This is a genomic window from Deinococcus apachensis DSM 19763, from assembly GCF_000381345.1.
GTDB classification, from domain to species: Bacteria; Deinococcota; Deinococci; order Deinococcales; family Deinococcaceae; genus Deinococcus; species Deinococcus apachensis.
In genome coordinates, this window is the sequence record NZ_KB906406.1 from 21,676 (window position 1) to 38,182 (window position 16,507).

The window sequence follows — 16,507 nt, forward strand, 5'->3', positions numbered from 1 at the left end:
CGAGGGCGGCAAGCCGAGCACCGGGATCGTCCGCATCGGCGGCCGGTCGTACACGGTGCAGGAGAAGTAGCCCCGCAGACAGCCCAGTCGACACCGGGCCGCCCGTCCGGATTCGCGGACGGCGGCCCTGTTGCCCGCCGGGTGGGGGTGTTACCGTGGGGGCATGACGAGCACCGCCGACAAACCCGCCGTCCGCGACCCGGCGGCGCAGGACCCCGAAGTCTTCGATTTGATCGCCCGTGAGGCCGAACGTCAGCGCACTGGCCTGGAACTCATCGCCTCCGAGAATTTCACCTCGGCCGCTGTGCGGGCCGCGCAGGGCAGCGTCCTGACGAACAAGTACGCGGAGGGCTACCCCGGCAAACGCTGGTACGGCGGCTGCGAGGTCGTGGACGAGGTCGAGCGCCTCGCCATCGAGCGGGTCAAGCAGCTCTTCGGCGCCGAGTGGGCGAACGTGCAGCCGCACTCGGGAAGCAGCGCCAACCTCGCCGTGTACAACGCGCTGATTGAGCCGGGCGACACGGTGCTCGGCATGGACCTCTCGCACGGGGGACACCTGACCCACGGCAACCCGGTGAACTTCTCCGGCCTGCGCTACAAGATCGTGGGCTACAAGGTGAACCCGGAGACGGAGCTCATCGACATGGAGGAGGTGCGCCGCCTCGCCCACGAGCACAAGCCGAAGATGATCATCGCCGGGGCGAGCGCGTACAGCCGCATCATCGACTTCGCGGCGTTCCGCGAGGTGGCGGACGAGGTGGGCGCGATCCTGTTTGCCGACATCGCGCACATCGCGGGACTGATCGCGGCGGGGCTGCACCCCAACGCGTTGCCGCACGCGCACGTGGTCGCCTCGACGACGCACAAGACGCTGCGGGGGCCGCGCGGGGGCATCATCCTGAGCAACGACCCCGAACTCGGCGCCAAGATCGACCGGGCCGTCTTCCCCGGCTACCAGGGCGGGCCGCTGGAACATGTGATCGCCGCCAAGGCGGTGGCCTTCGGCGAGGCGTTGCGGCCCGAGTTCAAGAACTACGCCGCGCAGATCATCAAAAACGCGCAGGCGCTGGCAAAAGCGTTCCAGGAGCGGGGCTACCGGGTCGTGTCGGGCGGCACCGACAACCACCTCTTCGTGCTCGACCTGCGCCCGCAGGGCCTGAACGGCACCAAGGCGACGAGGCGGCTCGACGCCAACGACATCACCATCTCCAAGTCCACCCTGCCCTACGACACGGAAAAGATTCTGCACGGCGGCGGCATCCGCATCGGCACCCCGGCGGTGACCACGCGCGGCATGACCGAAGAGGACATGCCCACCATCGCGGCCCTGATCGACCGCGCGCTGAAGGGCGAGGACGTGAAGGTGGAGGTCCACGCCTTTGCGGGCGGCTTCCCGCTGCCCTGAGCGTAACCCGCGCCCAGGCCCTCCACTCCCCCTGGAGGGCTCTTGTCACGGCATGTTTTTGTGAGGCCTTCCTTTTAAACTACACCCATGTCTGCCCTCCCCGCCCGTGAGGAGCCTGCCACTCCTCATGACCTGTCCCTGCACCTCACCCGCCTGGGCCTGACGGCGAGCGATCTGGGCGTCGCCATGCAGCCGGTGCTCGACGCGCTGGTGAGCCGGACGGCGGCGGTGGGGGCGGGGTACTTCCAGCTCCGGGACACCACCCTGACCTACCACGCGCGGGCGGCGAGCGGGGACATGCCGCAGGGGCCGCTGATGGAGGCGCTGCTGGCGCACGGCCTGCCCCCCGAGTTGCCGCTGATGGGCGCGCTGCGGTCGGCCGACCACGTGCTGTATTTCGAGGACACCCGCACCGCGCCCGACGCCGCGGGCTTTCCTGACCTGGGCGTGATGGCGCTGACCGCCGCGCCGGTCCGGGACCAGGGCGGGCGGCTGGTGGGGGCGCTGCTCTCGCACGTGTTCACGCCGCACGAGTGGTCGCCGGAGGAACGGGGGCTGGTGGGCACGGTCACCGGCCTGCTGACGCTGCTCGCCGCCCGCCTGGACGCCGAGGAGCGCGAGCGGGCCGCGCACGAGAGCGCTCTGCGTGCCCTGGGCCTGATGCTGGAGGCCCGGGACGCCGAGACGCAGGGTCACACTGACCGGGTCACGGCGCTCGCGCTGCGGCTGGGCCGCGCCCTGGGCCTGAACGAGGTCGAGCTGCGCGATCTGCGCTGGGGCGCGTATCTGCACGACATCGGCAAGGTCGGCGTTCCCGACGCGATCCTGCACCACCCCGGCGCCCTGGACGCCGCCGCGCGGGCCCGGATGCAGGAACACGTCGCCGAGGGCGGGCGGCTGGCGGGGCAGCTCCCCTTCCTGCCGCGCGCCGCGCTGGACGTGGTGATGGGGCACCACGAGCACTGGAATGGCGGGGGCTACCCGCACGGCCTGGCGGGCGAGGCGATTCCCCTGCACGCCCGCATCTTCGCCGCCTGCGACGTGTACGACGCCCTGACCAGTGTGCGGCCCTACAAGCGCGCCTGGACTCATGCGGAGGCCGCCGCCGAGTTGCAGCGGAGCAGCGGCACCCACTTCGACCCGGCGGTGGTGACGGCCCTGCTGCGCCTGCTGGAGGAGGACGGAACCGACTGACCCGGAGGTGACCCGCCCCTTACCCCTCCAGCGTCAGCAGCGTCAGTTCCGGCTCGCAGAGGTTGCGGAAGGGAATCCCGCTGGTGCCCAGGCCGCGGCTGACGTAGGCGGGCGTGCCGTAGGCCCCGCGCACCCAGCCCATCGCGTACCGCTGGCCGTAACGGCTGGGGACGACCGGGGCGCCGACGAAGGGGAGGCGCACCTGCCCGCCGTGGGTGTGCCCGCACAGGACCAGGCCCACCGGACCGGGCAGGTCGGGGAGGAGATCGGGGTTGTGGCTCAGGAGCAGGGTGGCCCGCTCCCCCGCCCCGGCGAGGGCCGCCGTGGGGTCGGTATCGTCCTGCCAGAAGTCATCCACGCCGCCCAGCCATAGGTCGTCCCGGACGGCCCGCCCGGCGTTGAGCAGGATGGGCACGCCCGCATGCTCGAAGGCTTCGGTCAGGCCCGCGCGGCGCTGCGCCCAGTCGGGGCGGGCGCGGCCGCCGCGGCGGGTGTCGCCCCGCCCGAAGGAGTCGTAGTCGTGGTTGCCCCACACTCCGAACACGCCCAGCGGCGCGCGCAGCCGGGCGAGTTCGGCGAGGAGCGGCGCGGGGTCGGCGTCCGAGCGGATGTCGAGGAAATCGCCCCCTATCAGGATCAGGTCGGGGCGCTCGGCGTTGGCCGCGTCCACCCAGGCGCGCACCTGGGGCGCGAAGACGTACAGGCCGTAGTGCAGGTCGGTCAGGAAGGCGACCCGCAGCGGGGCGCGCAGCCCCGGCAGCGTCAGCCGCTCGCGCACCACGCCGAAGCGGGCGGCCTGCGCCAGTCCCGCGCCGCCCAGCGCGCCCACGGCCAGCCCGCCGCCCAGCAGGCCGCGCAGCACCCGGCGACGGAGGGGATTCGGGGGGGAGGGGGGCGAGGCGTCCATGTCCGCACGGTACCCGCCGCACGTGAGAGGGGCCGTCCCCCAAAAGGTGCAGCCCCCTCCCAGGCCGCGTAGACTGCCCCCATGACGTGGGCCGGTGATCTGCTGGTGGTGGACGTGCTCGACGAGGACGCGGGCCTCGCGGATGTGGAGGACGCGCGCGGGCGTACGTATCAGCTTCCCGCCGAGTGGCTGCCGGACGTGCGCGACGGCGCGGCCTACCGGGTGACGGTGGGCGGGGGCGGCGTGACCTTCACCCCCGACCCGGACGGCGCCCGGTTGCTGCGCGAGCGGAGCAAGCAGACGCTGCTCGACTTCGCCGACGAGCCGGGAGACGCGCGCCCATGACGCGGCCCGTCGTCATCCTTCCCGACCTGCACGGGCGCGTGGACCTGCTGGCGGAGGCGGTCGCCCATATCGGGGAGACGTACGGTCCGGATACGCACCTCCTGAGTCTGGGGGACGCCCTCGACCGGGGGCCGCGGAGCCTGGACTGCGCGGAGCTGCTGCTCGACCTGCACCGCCAGGGCCGCGCGACCCTGCTGATGGGCAATCACGAGCGCATGGCGCAGGAGGGTCTGCAATGGTTCCGCCGGTACGGGACCTCGCGTGACCTGGCCGACTACCGCCGCGCGATGGAGGGCTTTGGCTGGTGGATGGGCAACGGCGGCGAGAGCGTGCGCCGCGAGCTGGCGGGGCAGGGCGGCCTGACGCTGGAACGCTTTCCGCAGGGGCTGGCCGAGTACCTCGACGCGCTCGTGCGGGTGGTGTACGTGACGGCGGACGGGGCGATTCACCGCGCCCCGCCGGGGGAGCCCAGCGTGCTCGTCGCCCACGCCAGCCCGCCGGTGAAGCATCCCCAGTACCCCAACCCCGAGTCGGCGGCGCTGTGGCTGAGGCCCTTCGACGGCCCCTTCCCGCTGCCCGAGGGGGTCACGTACAGCGTCCACGGGCACACGCCCGTCCGCGTTCCGGTGCGGCTGGGGCGGCAGGTGTACCTCGACCTGGGGGCGTACGAGACGGGCCGCCTCGCGCTGCTGAGCGTGAACGTGACCGGACGGCCCGAGGTCACGGTGCTGGAGGGCCGGGGCGATCCGGGGGCGGCCCGGCGCTACGCGGCCTTCGGCGAACCGCTTCCCACGAACACCGTCCCCCTGACCGGGAGGTCGCTGCGATGAGCAAACGGAGCCAGGCGGCCAGCCGCCTCAAGACCCTGTGGGACGACCTGCGCGCGGGTGACCCGGGGGCCGTCCACGGCGCGCGCAAACTCACCCGGCGGGCCCAGGCCGAGCTGCGTGTGGCCGACGCGGGTGGGAAGACCGAGCGCGCCTGGCGTGACCTGCGCCGCGCCGCCGCGCCGTTGCGCGACCACGATGTGGCGGGCGGGCACATCCGGGATGCCCTCGTGGAACTTGGCGTGCCGGAGGACACCCTTGCGTACTTCGACCGGACCTGGGCCGGGCGGCGGGCGAACCTTCTCGCCGGGACCGTGTGGCCGGAGCGCCCGCCCGCCTTCGATCTGCGGAGTGGCTGGAAGGGCCGTGCCCGGCGCCTGATCGAGCAGGACGGGGACAAGCTCCTGCGGGATGGCAAGGCCGTGCTGAATTCCGAGCACTCGGAGGAGTGGCATGCCTGGCGCAAGCGCCTCAAACGCTACCGCTACACGCTCGACCTGATCGGCGAGGTGCCGTCCGTCGTGACGGACACGCTGGAGGCCCTGGGCCGTCTCCAGGACGCGGAGGTGGTGGTGGACATCCTGCACGGCGACCCCGACCTGTTGCGCTTCGAGCGTGCCCGCCTGATCGCCCGCGAGGAGGTGGCGCGGCAGGCGGCGCGGGAGCGGGTGCGTGGGCTGTTCCCCACGCTGGCCGAGCACCTGGAGGACCCGCTGGGGACTCCCCTCCCCGGGGAGCAGGAGGAACACGTCGGGGCGTGAGCGCAGGACTCAGCGCCCCCGCAGTCCCTCCTCCAGTCGGCCCAAGTCCTCCGGCGTGTCCACATCCGCGAGGAGGGCGGTGGGAAACCGCAGGATGACTGCCTGATTCGCGTACTCCCGCAGCAACGAGCGCGGGCCGTGATCGGCGTCGGGCAGAACGCGCAGGGGCGGGAGCAGGTCGGCCCGGAAGAGGTGGGGTGGGGCGCGGACCGCCTCCTCCTGGACATTGCCGTACTCTGCCAGGACGAGGGGAGCGCCCGTCTCCCGGAAGGCGTCGAGGAGCTGGGCGTGGATCTCCCCGGTGAGCAGCGGCATATCCGCCAGCGCGAAGTGAACGGCGGCCAGTTCCCCGGGCAGGGCGGCGACGGCGGCCCGGAAGGACCCCGCCAGCCCGCGCGCCGGATCAGGATTCACGGCGAAGGTGAAGGGCAGGCCCGCGAGTGCCGCCCGCACCCCCTCCCCCACCTCGCCGGGGGGAATGACGGCGAGCAGAAGGTCAAAACCTCCCCCGCTCAGGGCGAGCGCGGCGTGGCGCACGAGCGGCTGGCCCCGCAGGGGGACGAGCTGTTTGGGACGCCCCATCCGGGTACTCCGCCCGGCGGCGAGGAGCACGCCCGCGACCGGCCCTGAGAAGGACATGTCCGGAGTGTACGGCCCACGACCTCAAGGCTGGGGCAGAATGGGGGCACCGACAACCCACGTCTTTCCAGGAGGTTTCCCCATGAAACTGAGTTACAGCGGTCAGGAACAGGTCAAAGCGCCCCCGGCGGTGGTGTGGGGCTTTGTGCAGGACCCCGAGCGGGTGGCGCGCTGCCTTCCCGACGTGCAGGAGGTCGTGGTCCACGACCAGACGCACATGGACGCGACGGTGCAGGTCGGCGTGGGCATGGTGCGCGGCAAGTTCAAGTTCAAGATCGAGGTGCAGCCCGACGAGGCCGCCCAGCGGGTGAACGTGAAGGTGCAGGGCGGCGGCCTGGGCAGCGTGGTGGACCTGACGGCGGGGGCCAACATCGTGGACAACGGCGACGGCACGACCACCCTCGACTGGCAGGGCGACGCGACCATGCGTGGCCCGGTGGCGACGGTGGGCGGGCGGGTCCTCGACGCGCAGGCGCAGAAGCTGATTCAGAAGACCTTCCAGAACATGAGCGCGCAGGTGAGCGCCAGCGCCGGAACCCTGGCCTGAGGCGGGGGTGACTCTGCCCCCGATGGATCAGCCCCTCGACCTCCAGGCCGCCTTCCGCGAGCGGGGTTACGTGGCCGGACCCGCGCTCGCCACCGCCCTGCGGCTCGTGGTCGCGCTGGGCAAACCGCTGCTGCTGGAGGGCCCGGCGGGGGTGGGCAAAACCGAGGCGGCCAAGACGCTCGCCGCCGCGCTGGGCACCCGCCTGATCCGCCTCCAATGTTACGAGGGGCTGGACGCGCAGTCCGCCCTGTACGAGTGGAATTATGCTCGGCAACTCCTGCACCTGCGCGCGGCAGAGGCGGGGGGGCGGTCCGTCACGGACGCCGACCTGTACGGTCCCGAGTTCCTGATGACCCGCCCGCTGCTGGAGGCGATCCGCCAGCCCGCGCCCCCCGTCCTCCTGATCGACGAGGTGGACCGGGCGGACGACGCCTTCGAGGCCTTCCTGCTCGAACTCCTCGCCGAGTGGCAGGTCACGGTGCCGGAGTTGGGCACGCTGACCGCCACCGCCCGCCCCCACGTGCTGCTGACAAGCAACCGCGCCCGCGAACTCAGCGATGCCCTGCGCCGCCGCTGCCTGTACTTGTGGGTGGATTACCCCACCCGGGCGCAGGAGCTGGAGATCGTGCGGGCCCGGTTGCCCAACATTCACGAGACGCTCGCCGCCCAGGTCACGCGGGCCGTCCACGCCCTGCGCGAGCTGCCGCTGGGCAAGCCGCCCGGTGTGGCCGAGACGCTCGACTGGGCGGCCGCCCTGGTGGCCCTGCACCGCGATCACCTGGACGCCGAGGCCCTGGACCTCACGCTGGGCGCCGTGCTCAAGCTGCGCGAGGATCAGCTTCTGGCCCGCCCGGCGCTCGGCAAACTCGCGGCACCGTGACCCCCACCGCCGACCTGCGGGACCGGGTGGTCGCTCTCGTCGCCCACCTGCGCGTGGCGCACGGCTTCCGGGTGGGGCCGGGTGAGGCGACGGCGGCGCTGGAGGCCCTGGGGACGGTCAATCTGGGCCAGCGGCGCGAGGTCCGGGACGCCCTGCGCGCCATACTCACTGCCAGCCGGGAGGAGGGCCGCCTGTTCGACCTCACCTTCGACGCCTTTTTCCGGCTGCGCGAGGGGCCACCTCCGCCCCAGTTGCCCCCCCTGCTGCCCGAGACGAAGGCCCCGCTGTCCCCTCCCCCACCCTCACGCCCGCTGGCGAAAGGGCCAGGTGAGGAGCGGCCCGTTCCCGGTGGCCCACACGCAGAGGACCCGGAGGAAGGCCCAAATTCCTCTTCCTCCCATCCCAACCCGGACCGTGAGACGGAGGGCGAGCCGGACACCCCAGCCCGAATCCTCACCGCCCGGTTGAGTCCCCACGCGGGGGCCGGGGGCCGGGTGGACGCGCTGGAGGGCGACCTCCCGGACCTTCTCCGGGCGGCGGGGGCGCTCGTTCAGGCGGTGGAACTGGGGCGGGGGCGGCGGCTCGTCCCACAACCCCGTGGCGCCCGCCTGGATGCCCGGCGCACCCTGCGGGCGGCGGCAGGCACGGCAGGAGACCCGGCCCGGCTGCGCTGGTTGGGCCGCCCCCGCCGGGCTCCGCGTTTTCTGCTCGTGCTCGACGGCAGCCGCAGCATGGGAAAAAGCGCGACGCTGCTGCTGCGCTTCGCCCAGGCCCTCCATCTTCGCTCCCGGCGAGTCGAGGTGTATGCCTTCAGCACGGGCCTTACCCGCCTGACTCCCCTCCTGCGCCGCGCGCCGCCCGGCGGTCCCCTCACCCTGCCCGACCTGGGCGAGGCGTGGGGCGGCGGCACCCGCATCGGCGAGAACCTGCTGCGGCTGACGCGCGGGGAACGGGCGCGGGTCAGCCGCGACACTGCCGTTCTGATCCTGAGTGACGGCCTGGACACGGGTGAGCCGGAGACGCTGACCCGCGCGTTGCGGGACCTGCGGGCGCGAGCGGGCCTGATCGTCTGGCTCTCGCCGCTGGCTGCCCTGCCCGGCTATCAACCCGTCCAGCGGGCGGTGCAGGCAGCCCTGCCGCACCTGGACGCCTTCCTGCCCGCCGGGGGACTGGAGGACCTGCGGGCATTGGGGGGACGCCTACGGCGGTAAAGGGGCCAGACGCGGGAAGGGATACCCAGGCCTGAAGCCCGGGTGAAGGTCCGCCCCATCTTGCCGGGCCCAGGAAGGCGAACGGTAGGGCCAGGAGGCCCACCCATGACCCAGCCGGTGACGAATGTCCAGATGATGCAGGAGTGCCTGGAAGCCTGCCTCTCCTGCCTGCGGGCCTGCGAGGTCTGCGCCGAGGCCTGCCTGGACGAGCCGGACATCGACATGCTGCGCGAGTGCATCCGGCTCGACCGCGACTGCGCCGACGCCTGCGCCCTGACCGCCCGGCTGTTGATGCGGGCCAGCGCCCTGCATCTGGAGGCCTGCCGGATGTGCGCCGAGGCGTGTGGAGCCTGCGCCGCCGAATGCGAGCGCCACGCCGGTCACCACGACCACTGCCGCCTGTGCGCTGAGGCCTGCCGCCGCTGCGAGGAGAGCTGCCGCCGGATGGCCGCGTAGAGTCAGGAAAGGGGCGGCGGGGTTCAACTCCGCCAAACACGAAAATGTGGGGGGTGGCTGCTTTTCTCCCTCACTCGCAGGGCTGCTGGCGGGCTCGCAAGACTCCAAAGAGAGGGTCGGGGGGTGACGAGCGTCAGCCCGCCCCAGTTGGTCATTAAGCTTTGATAAGCAAAACTCCGTCAGGATGCTCACATCGGCCACAGGAATGCTGAGGAGGCCAGAGCAGGCGCGCCCAGTGGCAAAGGAGCAGACCATGCCCGATTCACTCCAGACCGGCTGGGACCTGACCGAGCCGCGCACCGCCGTCTCTTCTTTTCTGGGCAGCTTGCCCGCCCCGCCGCAACTCCTCGCCCTGGGTGAACCGACTCATCGCCTCGACGCCTTTCCGGCCTGGCGCAACCGCATCTTCCGCACCCTGGCCGAAGATCACGGCTTCCGCGCCATCGCCCTCGAAAGTGACATCTTCGCTAGCCTGCGGGTGAACGCTTACGTCACGTCGGGCCAAGACGCGCTGGATGAGGTCATGCGGACGGGCTTCAGCCACGACTTCGGTTCCATCCCGGCCAACCGGGAGCTGGTCGGGTGGATGAGGGGCTTCAACGCGAGCCGCGACCCCGCCGACCACCTGCGCTTTTACGGCTTCGACGCTCCCCTGGAGAATCTGTGGGCGGCCAGTCCCCGCGCCAGCCTGCTCGCCCTGCACAGCTTCCTGACCACCCATCTGGGCACCCTGGCTGTGGACCGGAGCACCCTTGAACGCCTCTGCGGGGAGGACACCCGCTGGACCAATCCGGCGGCCGGAATGGACGCGACACAGTCCATCGGCAACAGCGGGGAAGCGCGGGATCTCCGGCTGCTGGCCGACGATCTTTGCGGCCTCCTGGAAACCGAAGCGCCAGGGCTGGCCGCACAACCCGATCTCTGGGAAGCGAGGCTGCACGCCCGCACGGCGGCGGGCCTGCTTCGTTACCACGCGGTCATCGCCGACCCGGCGTCCGACCGGGTGGCGCGAATGCTGGCGCGGCGTGACCTGATGATGGCCGACAACCTGATCGCCATCGCCGAGCGAGAACAGGAGCGCGGGCCGACGCTCGTGTTCGCCCACAACAGCCACCTGCAACGCCCGATCAGCGTGATGAAGATGGGCGGCATGAGTCTGGAGTGGTGGAGTGCCGGGGCGCACGTCAGCCTCCGCCTGGGCACGCGGTACGCCTTCATTGCGAGCGATCTGGGGACGGCACCGGCAAAGGGCATCGGGGAGCCCGCCCCGGACACGTTGCAAGGCGTTCTCCTGAAGCTGACCGGCTCCGCTTCCCTGCTTCCCTCCCGGGAACTGACCGCTGCACTCCCTGAACGACTGACGGCGCGAACGGACGCTCCCGTGCGAGCCGGTTCTTATCCTTATTTCCCCCTCAAGGCAGAACAACTGTCCCTCACGGACGGCGTGCTGTTCGTGGGGCACGCGACCGGCTGAGCACGTCGGGTCCGCGGCGAGCGCCCCACCCCGCCTTGTCTACCCCTCCCGCCGCTCCTCTCCCACCCCGCGCCTATGCTGCTCCCATGCAGGCGGCGCGAATTATTCCAGGGTTCGGGGACTGACGGTTCCAGCCCGCGCGCTGCACCTCCACCCCCGCACCCCAGGCGGGGGCTTTTCTTACCGGGAGACCGATGACGCGAACACAGGACTTCACGCCGGGGACGCTGGACGCGCAGGACGTGCTGAGGCTGGCGCTGACGAGCAAGGTGTACGGCGCGGCGGTGGAGACGCCCCTCAGTGCGGCACCTGCTCTCAGCGCCCGCACCGGCAACGCGGTGTGGCTCAAGCGCGAGGACCAGCAGCCCATCTTCTCCTTCAAGCTGCGCGGGGCGTACAACAAGATGAGCCAGCTCACGCCCGCTGAGGCCGCCCGCGGCGTGATCTGCGCCTCGGCGGGGAACCACGCGCAGGGGGTGGCGTTTGCGGCGCAGCAACTGGACATCCATGCCGTGATCGTGATGCCCGTGACCACCCCCGACATCAAGGTGCAGGCCTGCCGCCGCCGGGGGGCGGAGGTTGTCCTCCACGGGGACTCCTTCAGCGACGCGGAGACGCACGCCTACACCCTTCAGCGCGAGCGAAATCTCACCTTTGTCCACCCGTACGACGACCCACTGGTCCTGGCCGGGCAGGGCACGGTGGCGCTGGAACTGCTGCGGCAGGTCGAGGACGACGCGTACACGGTGTTCGTGCCAGTGGGAGGCGGGGGTCTGATCGCAGGCGTGGCGGGCGTCCTCAAGGCCCTGCGACCCGACGTGCGGATTGTGGGGGTCGAGCCGGACGACTCCGACGCGATGTACCGGAGCCTCCAGGCCGGAGAGCGGGTGCGGCTGGACACGGTGGGCATCTTCGTGGACGGCGTGGCCGTCAAGCAGGTGGGCGCCTACACCTTCGACCTGACCCGCCGCTATGTGGACGACTGGGTGCGGGTGAACACCGACGAGGTCTGCGCGGCGATCAAGGACGTGTTCGACGACACCCGCGCGGTGATGGAACCAGCTGGGGCGCTCGCGGTGGCGGGCCTCAAGCGGTACGCGGCGGAGCGCGGGCTGATGGGGGAAACCCTCGTCGCCCTGACCTGCGGGGCGAACGTCAACTTCGACCGCCTGCGCCACGTGGCCGAGCGGGCGGAGATCGGCGAGCGGCGGGAGGCGATCCTGGCCGTGACGATCCCCGAGCGGCCCGGGGCCTTCCGCGCCTTTATCGAGGTGGTGGGGCCGCGTGCGATCACCGAGTTCAACTACCGCTACGCGCCCCGCGCCGACGCCCGCATCTTCGTGGGGGTGCAACTCGGCTCTCCCGCCGAGCGGGCGGAACTCGTGGACACCCTCACCGCGCAGGGGTACGCCGTCACCGACCTCACCGACGACGAACTCGCCAAGGTCCACGTCCGGCATATGGTCGGCGGGCGGGCGCCGGAAGCCACCGACGAGCGGGTGTATTCCTTCACCTTCCCCGAGCGGCCCGGCGCCCTGCTGGAGTTCCTGACGCACCTGCACGCCCGCTGGAACATCAGCCTCTTCCACTACCGCAATCACGGGAGCGCGCACGGCCGGGTTCTGGCGGGAATTCAGGTGCCCGAGGGCCAGGAGGCCGACTTCGCCGCCTTCCTGAACGGCCTGGGCTACCCGGCGACGGACATGACGGGGAACGCGGCGTACCGGCTGTTCCTGACGTGAGGGGGCGGGTAGGGTGCAGGGCGTGACCCCCTCCCCCGACGTGCCCCCGGGCAAGCTGATCCTTCTCAACGGCGCGTCGAGTGCCGGGAAATCGACGCTGTGCCGGGCCATTCAGGCGCAGATCGACGAACCCTTCCTCCAGTTCTCGCTGGACTTCCTAATGTTCGGGGTGGGAGTGCTGCCCCGGCGGCGTGACCCGGACGGCCCCTTCACCTGGGCGGCGATGCGGCCCCGGCTGTTCGAGGGCTACCACCGCTGCCTCCCCGCGTTCCTGGGCGCCGGGAACAACCTCGTGGTGGATTACATCATCGAGACGCCGGAAGGGTGGCGGCGCCTGGCAGAGCTGCTGCGGCCCTTCGACGTTTTCCTGGTCGGCGTGCACTGTCCCCCGGACGAACTGGAGCGGCGGGAGAGGGAGCGCGGCGACCGCCGCCCCGGGGACGCCCGGCGCGACCTGCTGACCGTGCATACCTTCACCCGCTACGACTTCGAGGTGGACTCCCGGCGCTCACCGGAGGAAAACGCCGCCGCCATCATCACCGCGTGGCAGGTGAGGCGGACGCCCGGCGCCCTCTCCCGCCCCTAATCCCCGTTCTCCGGCAGCTCCACCACCCGCACGTTCCCGTCCCGCGCGCTGAGGTACGCGACCTTCTTGCCGTCGGGGCTGACGGACCAATCGCCCTGCCGCACCTGATCGCCCAGGTCACCGAGGGTGCGCCAGGTGTTTGTCCGCACGTCGTACTCGCGCAGGACGTGGGGGCCTCCACCCGGCGTCAGGGGGATCAGCAGCAGGCGGTTCGCGTCGCGCCAACGGTACGAGCCGAAGGCGTCCAGTTTGCGCGACGCGCCCCCCGCCGTGGGCCGCAGCCACAGGCCATTGCGGGCCGCCGAGTCGAAGGCGACGTAATACACCACCCGCGCCCCGTCCGGGCTGACGCTGAGCCCCCGGAAGGACAGGGCGGTGGCGAGGGTGCGCCGCGCCCCCGTCCGGGTGTTCAACGTGTAGAGGTCGCGGTCCCGGTCACCCGGGTTGCGCTTGCCCGTCAGCAGGAGGGTGGAGTCGTTCAGCCACCCCCCCACCCCGCCGCCATATAGGGTGGCGACCTGCCGGGGTGCCCCGAACACGTCGGCGACGAAGACGCGCGTGCTGCGGCGGTCGAAGTTCCCGGTCGTGGCGCTGCGGGTGTAGGCCAGCCGCGTCTCAGCGGCGTTCCAGGTCACGTCGCCGCCATAGGTGGGCAGGGTGAACTTCCGCCCGTCGGCCAGCCGCTCCAGGGTCGTGGCCTCGCCTGTCCCGGGCCGCACCGCCCACCGCAACAGGGGCGAGAAATAGGCCACGCTGGAAAACCGCCGCGTGACCGGGCCCCCGTTCGCTGGGACCTGGTAGATGCCCGTGCTCCCCCGAGCGGGGGGGCCGTCCAGAAACAGCAGGGCGCGCGAATCGGGCGTCCACACCGCCCCGGGGCAGCACGTCCCACTCAGCACGGCCTTGGAGGGCAGGGTGGCCGCGAGGGCAGAAGCTCCCAGGGCGAAAGCGAGCGCCGCCATCCTTTTCATCCCGGGCCGCCTCACCGCGCACCTCCGGGAGCGGGCGGCCACGGCCGGGCGAACTCGTTGAGGATTCGCCCACCCCGGCGCACCTCGGGCTGGGACTCCGGCGTCTGCCACCGGCGGGGCGCGGCCAGGTCGTACTCGTACCCGCGCCCGAAACTGCCCGCCAGCGCCAGCGTCTCCCAGTCGGCGGCGATGTACGGCACCGGATTGAAGAGGCGCTGGTGCGAGCGGTCGCGGATCTCCAGGTGCAGGTGCGGCGCGCTGACGCAGGTGAACTGCGAGTCGCCGCTCTCCCCGATGACCTGCCCGCGCGTGACCCGCTGCCCGACCCGCAGAGGCGAGCGCACCCGCAGGTGCCCGTACAGGCTGCTGAGATTCCCCGCGTGGTCAATCACCACGTTGTGCGGCGGGCTGCCGTGCGACCCGTCCACCTCGGCCACCACCCCGTCCCCGATGGCGCGAACAGGCGTGCCACATGGGGCGCTGAAATCCAGCCCCGCGTGCAGGCCCTGGAGGTTCACGTACGTGCTGCGCCGCTGCCGGTACGCCCCCGTCGTGTTCCCGTACCCCTGCCCCAGCAGCCAGGTGTCCGGCCCCGGCGCCCCCGAGAACGGCAACCCGAACTGCCGCGCCGGTTTCGCTATCGCGCTGTCCGGGAGCGCAGGCGCGTAATGCGCCAACGCCACCGCCGAGGCGGCCAGCACGCCGCCCACCGCCACTCTTCTGAGCAACATGCACGATGGTCACCCAGCAGCGCGCGGGTGACGGTGCGCGGGGTTACAGGAGCAGATGCGAGGGGTGGGAAATAAAAAATCCGCCCGTTCGGCGGTGATGTAAAGAAGATAGCGTGGGATGCAGGGGAAGTCAAATTATGCAGGCGGATTTTGCAGCAGGGGCTGGGGGGGAGCCTCAAGGAAGGGCAAGCTGGCGCTTGCCTCCTCCCTCTGCAAGCAGCTCTACGAGTTCCAGCCTCCCCACAAGGAGGAAGGGGTGAAGAGCGCCAAAGCTCTTAAACCGTCTCTTGTGGACGGCCGATTCCTGCCCTCAGCTCGCTCTCGCACGGCCTTCACCCCGCCTTGCTCGCGCAGCGAGACGGTGGGTGAGCAGCCTGGAATGCAGCAAGATCAAACATGACACGTAGAGAAAAGCGACCACAGGCGCGACGGGTCGGGACCTTGCCCAGCGCAGCGCCACTCCCCCTGCCCCTGTAGGGGTAGGGGGGTGGGGGCAACCCGAAGCAAGACGCCCTGTCCCCTCACGCCTCCCGTACAAACTCCGGCGCCCGCCGAGCCTTGAACGCCGTCACCCCCTCCTCATGCTCCCAGTGATCCCCCGCGAGCTGCTGAAGTTCCGCCTCCTTCTCCAGCGCCTGATCCAACGTGGTCGTCAGCGCGGCGTTCAGCGCCTGCTTCGTCAGCCTCAGCGCATTCGCGGGCCGCACCGCCAGCCGCTCCGCGTAAGCCTGAACGTCCGCCCGGAAGGACTCGTCCGGATAGACGTGCTCGCACAGCCCCAGCCGCAGCCCCTCCTCCGCCCCCACCCGCTCGGCCAGGGCCATCAGCTCGAAGGCGCGGTGGTAGCCCACCAGACGCGGCAGGAACCACGTGCTCCCCGAGTCCGGCACGAGCGCGATGTTGGAAAAGACCTCGATCAGGCTGGCCGACCGCGACCACAGCCGGATGTCACCCGAGAGCGCCAGGCTCGCCCCCGCCCCCGCCGCGACCCCGTTCACAGCGGTGATGACCGGCTTGCCCAGACCCCGAATCGTGCGGATCAGCGGGTTGTAGGTGTGGTTCAGGTGCTCGGTGAAGGTCATGTCCCGCCCCGACACGTCGCCCAGATCCTGCCCGGCGCAGAAGCCCCGGCCCGACCCCGTCACCACGATCACCCGCACGGCGGGGTCGGCGTCGGCGGTCCTCAGCTCCTCCGTCAGCGTGAGGAGCAGCGCGTCGTTGGCGGCGTTGAGCTTGTCCGGGCGATTAAGGCTGAGGGTGCGGACACCCGCGCGGGTCTCCACCAGGATCACAGGTTCGGCGGTCATGGCGGCAGCGTAGCGCGTCCGGGTAGGTGGCCCCGGGAGAAGGCCCTCCGCTACACTCACCCCGATGCCTGGCCCCTCCCCCCTTCCCGTCGTCCTGGCGCTCGACGTGAGCAAGTCGCGGATCGGCTTCGCAGTGAACGCGGGGCGGCTGGCCTTCGGGCGGGGCAGCGTGGACCGCAAGCGGCTGCCGCTGGACCTCAAGGCCGTGCGCCTCAAGGTCGAGGAGACGGGCGCGGAGTTGCTCCTCCTCGGCTTGCCGCTGCGGACGGACGGCGCGCACAGCCCCTCGGCCGACCGGGTGCGCGCCTTCGGGAGGGTCCTTCAGGAGAAGGGCTACACCGTCGCCTACCAGGACGAACGGTTCACCACCCGCCGTGCCCGAGAGCTGGGCGCCGCGGACGAGGACGAGGCGGCGGCGGTGCAGATTCTGGAGTTGTACCTGATGGGGCGGGAGGAGCAGACGGAGGACTGATCCTCCCCCAGCTGGCCCCCTCGTTGGACCGGGTTTAGTTTGCCGGTACAAT

Annotated in this window: 18 protein-coding genes; 13 read left to right on the forward strand and 5 right to left on the reverse strand. The window is 71.3% G+C overall.

Going from position 1 to position 16,507, the window contains the following annotated elements; all coding sequences use genetic code 11:
• Window positions 1–163: 163 nt before the first annotated feature.
• Window positions 164–1,405: a serine hydroxymethyltransferase gene (gene glyA, locus F784_RS0113510; protein WP_019587259.1), complete on the forward strand. Its 1,242-nt coding sequence runs from the start codon at window positions 164–166 to the stop codon at window positions 1,403–1,405.
• 87 nt (window positions 1,406–1,492) lie between these two features.
• A complete protein-coding gene (locus F784_RS0113515) occupies window positions 1,493–2,599 on the forward strand; it encodes an HD-GYP domain-containing protein (RefSeq protein WP_019587260.1) in 1,107 nt (368 codons plus the stop codon).
• A 19-nt stretch (window positions 2,600–2,618) separates the two neighbouring features.
• Here F784_RS0113515 and F784_RS0113520 read toward each other — a convergent pair whose 3' ends face one another.
• Complete coding sequence (locus F784_RS0113520) at window positions 2,619–3,506, reverse strand: metallophosphoesterase (protein ID WP_019587261.1); 888 nt, start codon at window positions 3,504–3,506, stop codon at window positions 2,619–2,621.
• A gap of 81 nt (window positions 3,507–3,587) precedes the next feature.
• Here F784_RS0113520 and F784_RS0113525 point away from each other — a divergent pair, with 81 nt between their 5' ends.
• The 3 genes from F784_RS0113525 to F784_RS0113535 are packed head-to-tail and all read left to right on the forward strand — an operon-like array spanning window position 3,588 to window position 5,439.
• Complete coding sequence (locus tag F784_RS0113525; protein WP_019587262.1) at window positions 3,588–3,851, forward strand: hypothetical protein; 264 nt, start codon at window positions 3,588–3,590, stop codon at window positions 3,849–3,851.
• Window positions 3,848–4,681, forward strand: coding sequence for a metallophosphoesterase (locus tag F784_RS0113530; RefSeq protein ID WP_019587263.1), 834 nt, complete (start codon window positions 3,848–3,850; stop codon window positions 4,679–4,681). Before F784_RS0113525 ends, F784_RS0113530 begins: the two co-directional genes overlap by 4 nt.
• Complete coding sequence (locus F784_RS0113535; RefSeq protein ID WP_019587264.1) at window positions 4,678–5,439, forward strand: CHAD domain-containing protein; 762 nt, start codon at window positions 4,678–4,680, stop codon at window positions 5,437–5,439. Before F784_RS0113530 ends, F784_RS0113535 begins: the two co-directional genes overlap by 4 nt.
• 9 nt (window positions 5,440–5,448) lie before the next feature.
• On the opposite strand, the gene F784_RS0113540 is transcribed toward F784_RS0113535, so the two are convergent.
• Window positions 5,449–6,078: a nucleotidyltransferase family protein gene (locus tag F784_RS0113540; protein WP_019587265.1), complete on the reverse strand. Its 630-nt coding sequence runs from the start codon at window positions 6,076–6,078 to the stop codon at window positions 5,449–5,451.
• Between the two features lie 82 nt (window positions 6,079–6,160).
• Here F784_RS0113540 and F784_RS0113545 point away from each other — a divergent pair, with 82 nt between their 5' ends.
• The 7 genes from F784_RS0113545 to F784_RS0113575 all read left to right on the forward strand — a co-directional run bounded on the left by F784_RS0113545 (window position 6,161) and on the right by F784_RS0113575 (window position 12,974).
• Window positions 6,161–6,625 carry an SRPBCC family protein gene (locus tag F784_RS0113545; protein ID WP_019587266.1) on the forward strand — a complete coding sequence of 155 codons (465 nt, stop codon included), beginning with the start codon at window positions 6,161–6,163 and terminating at the stop codon, window positions 6,623–6,625.
• A 7-nt stretch (window positions 6,626–6,632) separates the two neighbouring features.
• Window positions 6,633–7,505, forward strand: coding sequence for an AAA family ATPase (locus F784_RS0113550; RefSeq protein WP_245557867.1), 873 nt, complete (start codon window positions 6,633–6,635; stop codon window positions 7,503–7,505).
• On the forward strand, window positions 7,502–8,716 hold the full coding sequence (locus tag F784_RS0113555) for a vWA domain-containing protein (protein ID WP_019587268.1): 1,215 nt from the start codon (window positions 7,502–7,504) through the stop codon (window positions 8,714–8,716). Before F784_RS0113550 ends, F784_RS0113555 begins: the two co-directional genes overlap by 4 nt.
• 105 nt (window positions 8,717–8,821) lie before the next feature.
• A complete protein-coding gene (locus F784_RS0113560) occupies window positions 8,822–9,172 on the forward strand; it encodes a four-helix bundle copper-binding protein (RefSeq protein WP_019587269.1) in 351 nt (116 codons plus the stop codon).
• A gap of 253 nt (window positions 9,173–9,425) precedes the next feature.
• Window positions 9,426–10,646, forward strand: coding sequence for an erythromycin esterase family protein (locus tag F784_RS0113565; protein ID WP_026332469.1), 1,221 nt, complete (start codon window positions 9,426–9,428; stop codon window positions 10,644–10,646).
• Window positions 10,647–10,840: 194 nt separating this feature from the next.
• On the forward strand, window positions 10,841–12,388 hold the full coding sequence (gene ilvA, locus F784_RS0113570; RefSeq protein ID WP_019587271.1) for a threonine ammonia-lyase, biosynthetic: 1,548 nt from the start codon (window positions 10,841–10,843) through the stop codon (window positions 12,386–12,388).
• A 22-nt stretch (window positions 12,389–12,410) separates the two neighbouring features.
• A complete protein-coding gene (locus F784_RS0113575) occupies window positions 12,411–12,974 on the forward strand; it encodes a chloramphenicol phosphotransferase CPT family protein (protein ID WP_026332470.1) in 564 nt (187 codons plus the stop codon).
• On the opposite strand, the gene F784_RS0113580 is transcribed toward F784_RS0113575, so the two are convergent.
• From F784_RS0113580 to F784_RS0113590, 3 genes are all read right to left on the reverse strand, one after another.
• Window positions 12,971–13,936: a PD40 domain-containing protein gene (locus F784_RS0113580; RefSeq protein WP_019587273.1), complete on the reverse strand. Its 966-nt coding sequence runs from the start codon at window positions 13,934–13,936 to the stop codon at window positions 12,971–12,973. The genes F784_RS0113575 and F784_RS0113580 overlap by 4 nt on opposite strands.
• 20 nt (window positions 13,937–13,956) lie before the next feature.
• The gene (locus F784_RS0113585) at window positions 13,957–14,676 is read right to left on the reverse strand and encodes a M23 family metallopeptidase (protein WP_026332471.1); all 720 of its coding nucleotides are present in this window, start codon (window positions 14,674–14,676) and stop codon (window positions 13,957–13,959) included.
• A 521-nt stretch (window positions 14,677–15,197) separates the two neighbouring features.
• Window positions 15,198–15,983 (reverse strand): enoyl-CoA hydratase-related protein, encoded by a 786-nt coding sequence (locus F784_RS0113590; RefSeq protein ID WP_019587275.1) that lies wholly within the window; start codon window positions 15,981–15,983, stop codon window positions 15,198–15,200.
• Window positions 15,984–16,047: 64 nt separating this feature from the next.
• Between F784_RS0113590 and ruvX the strand changes: the two genes are divergently transcribed.
• Window positions 16,048–16,455 carry a Holliday junction resolvase RuvX gene (gene ruvX, locus F784_RS0113595; RefSeq protein ID WP_019587276.1) on the forward strand — a complete coding sequence of 136 codons (408 nt, stop codon included), beginning with the start codon at window positions 16,048–16,050 and terminating at the stop codon, window positions 16,453–16,455.
• The last annotated feature ends 52 nt before the right edge of the window (window positions 16,456–16,507 follow it).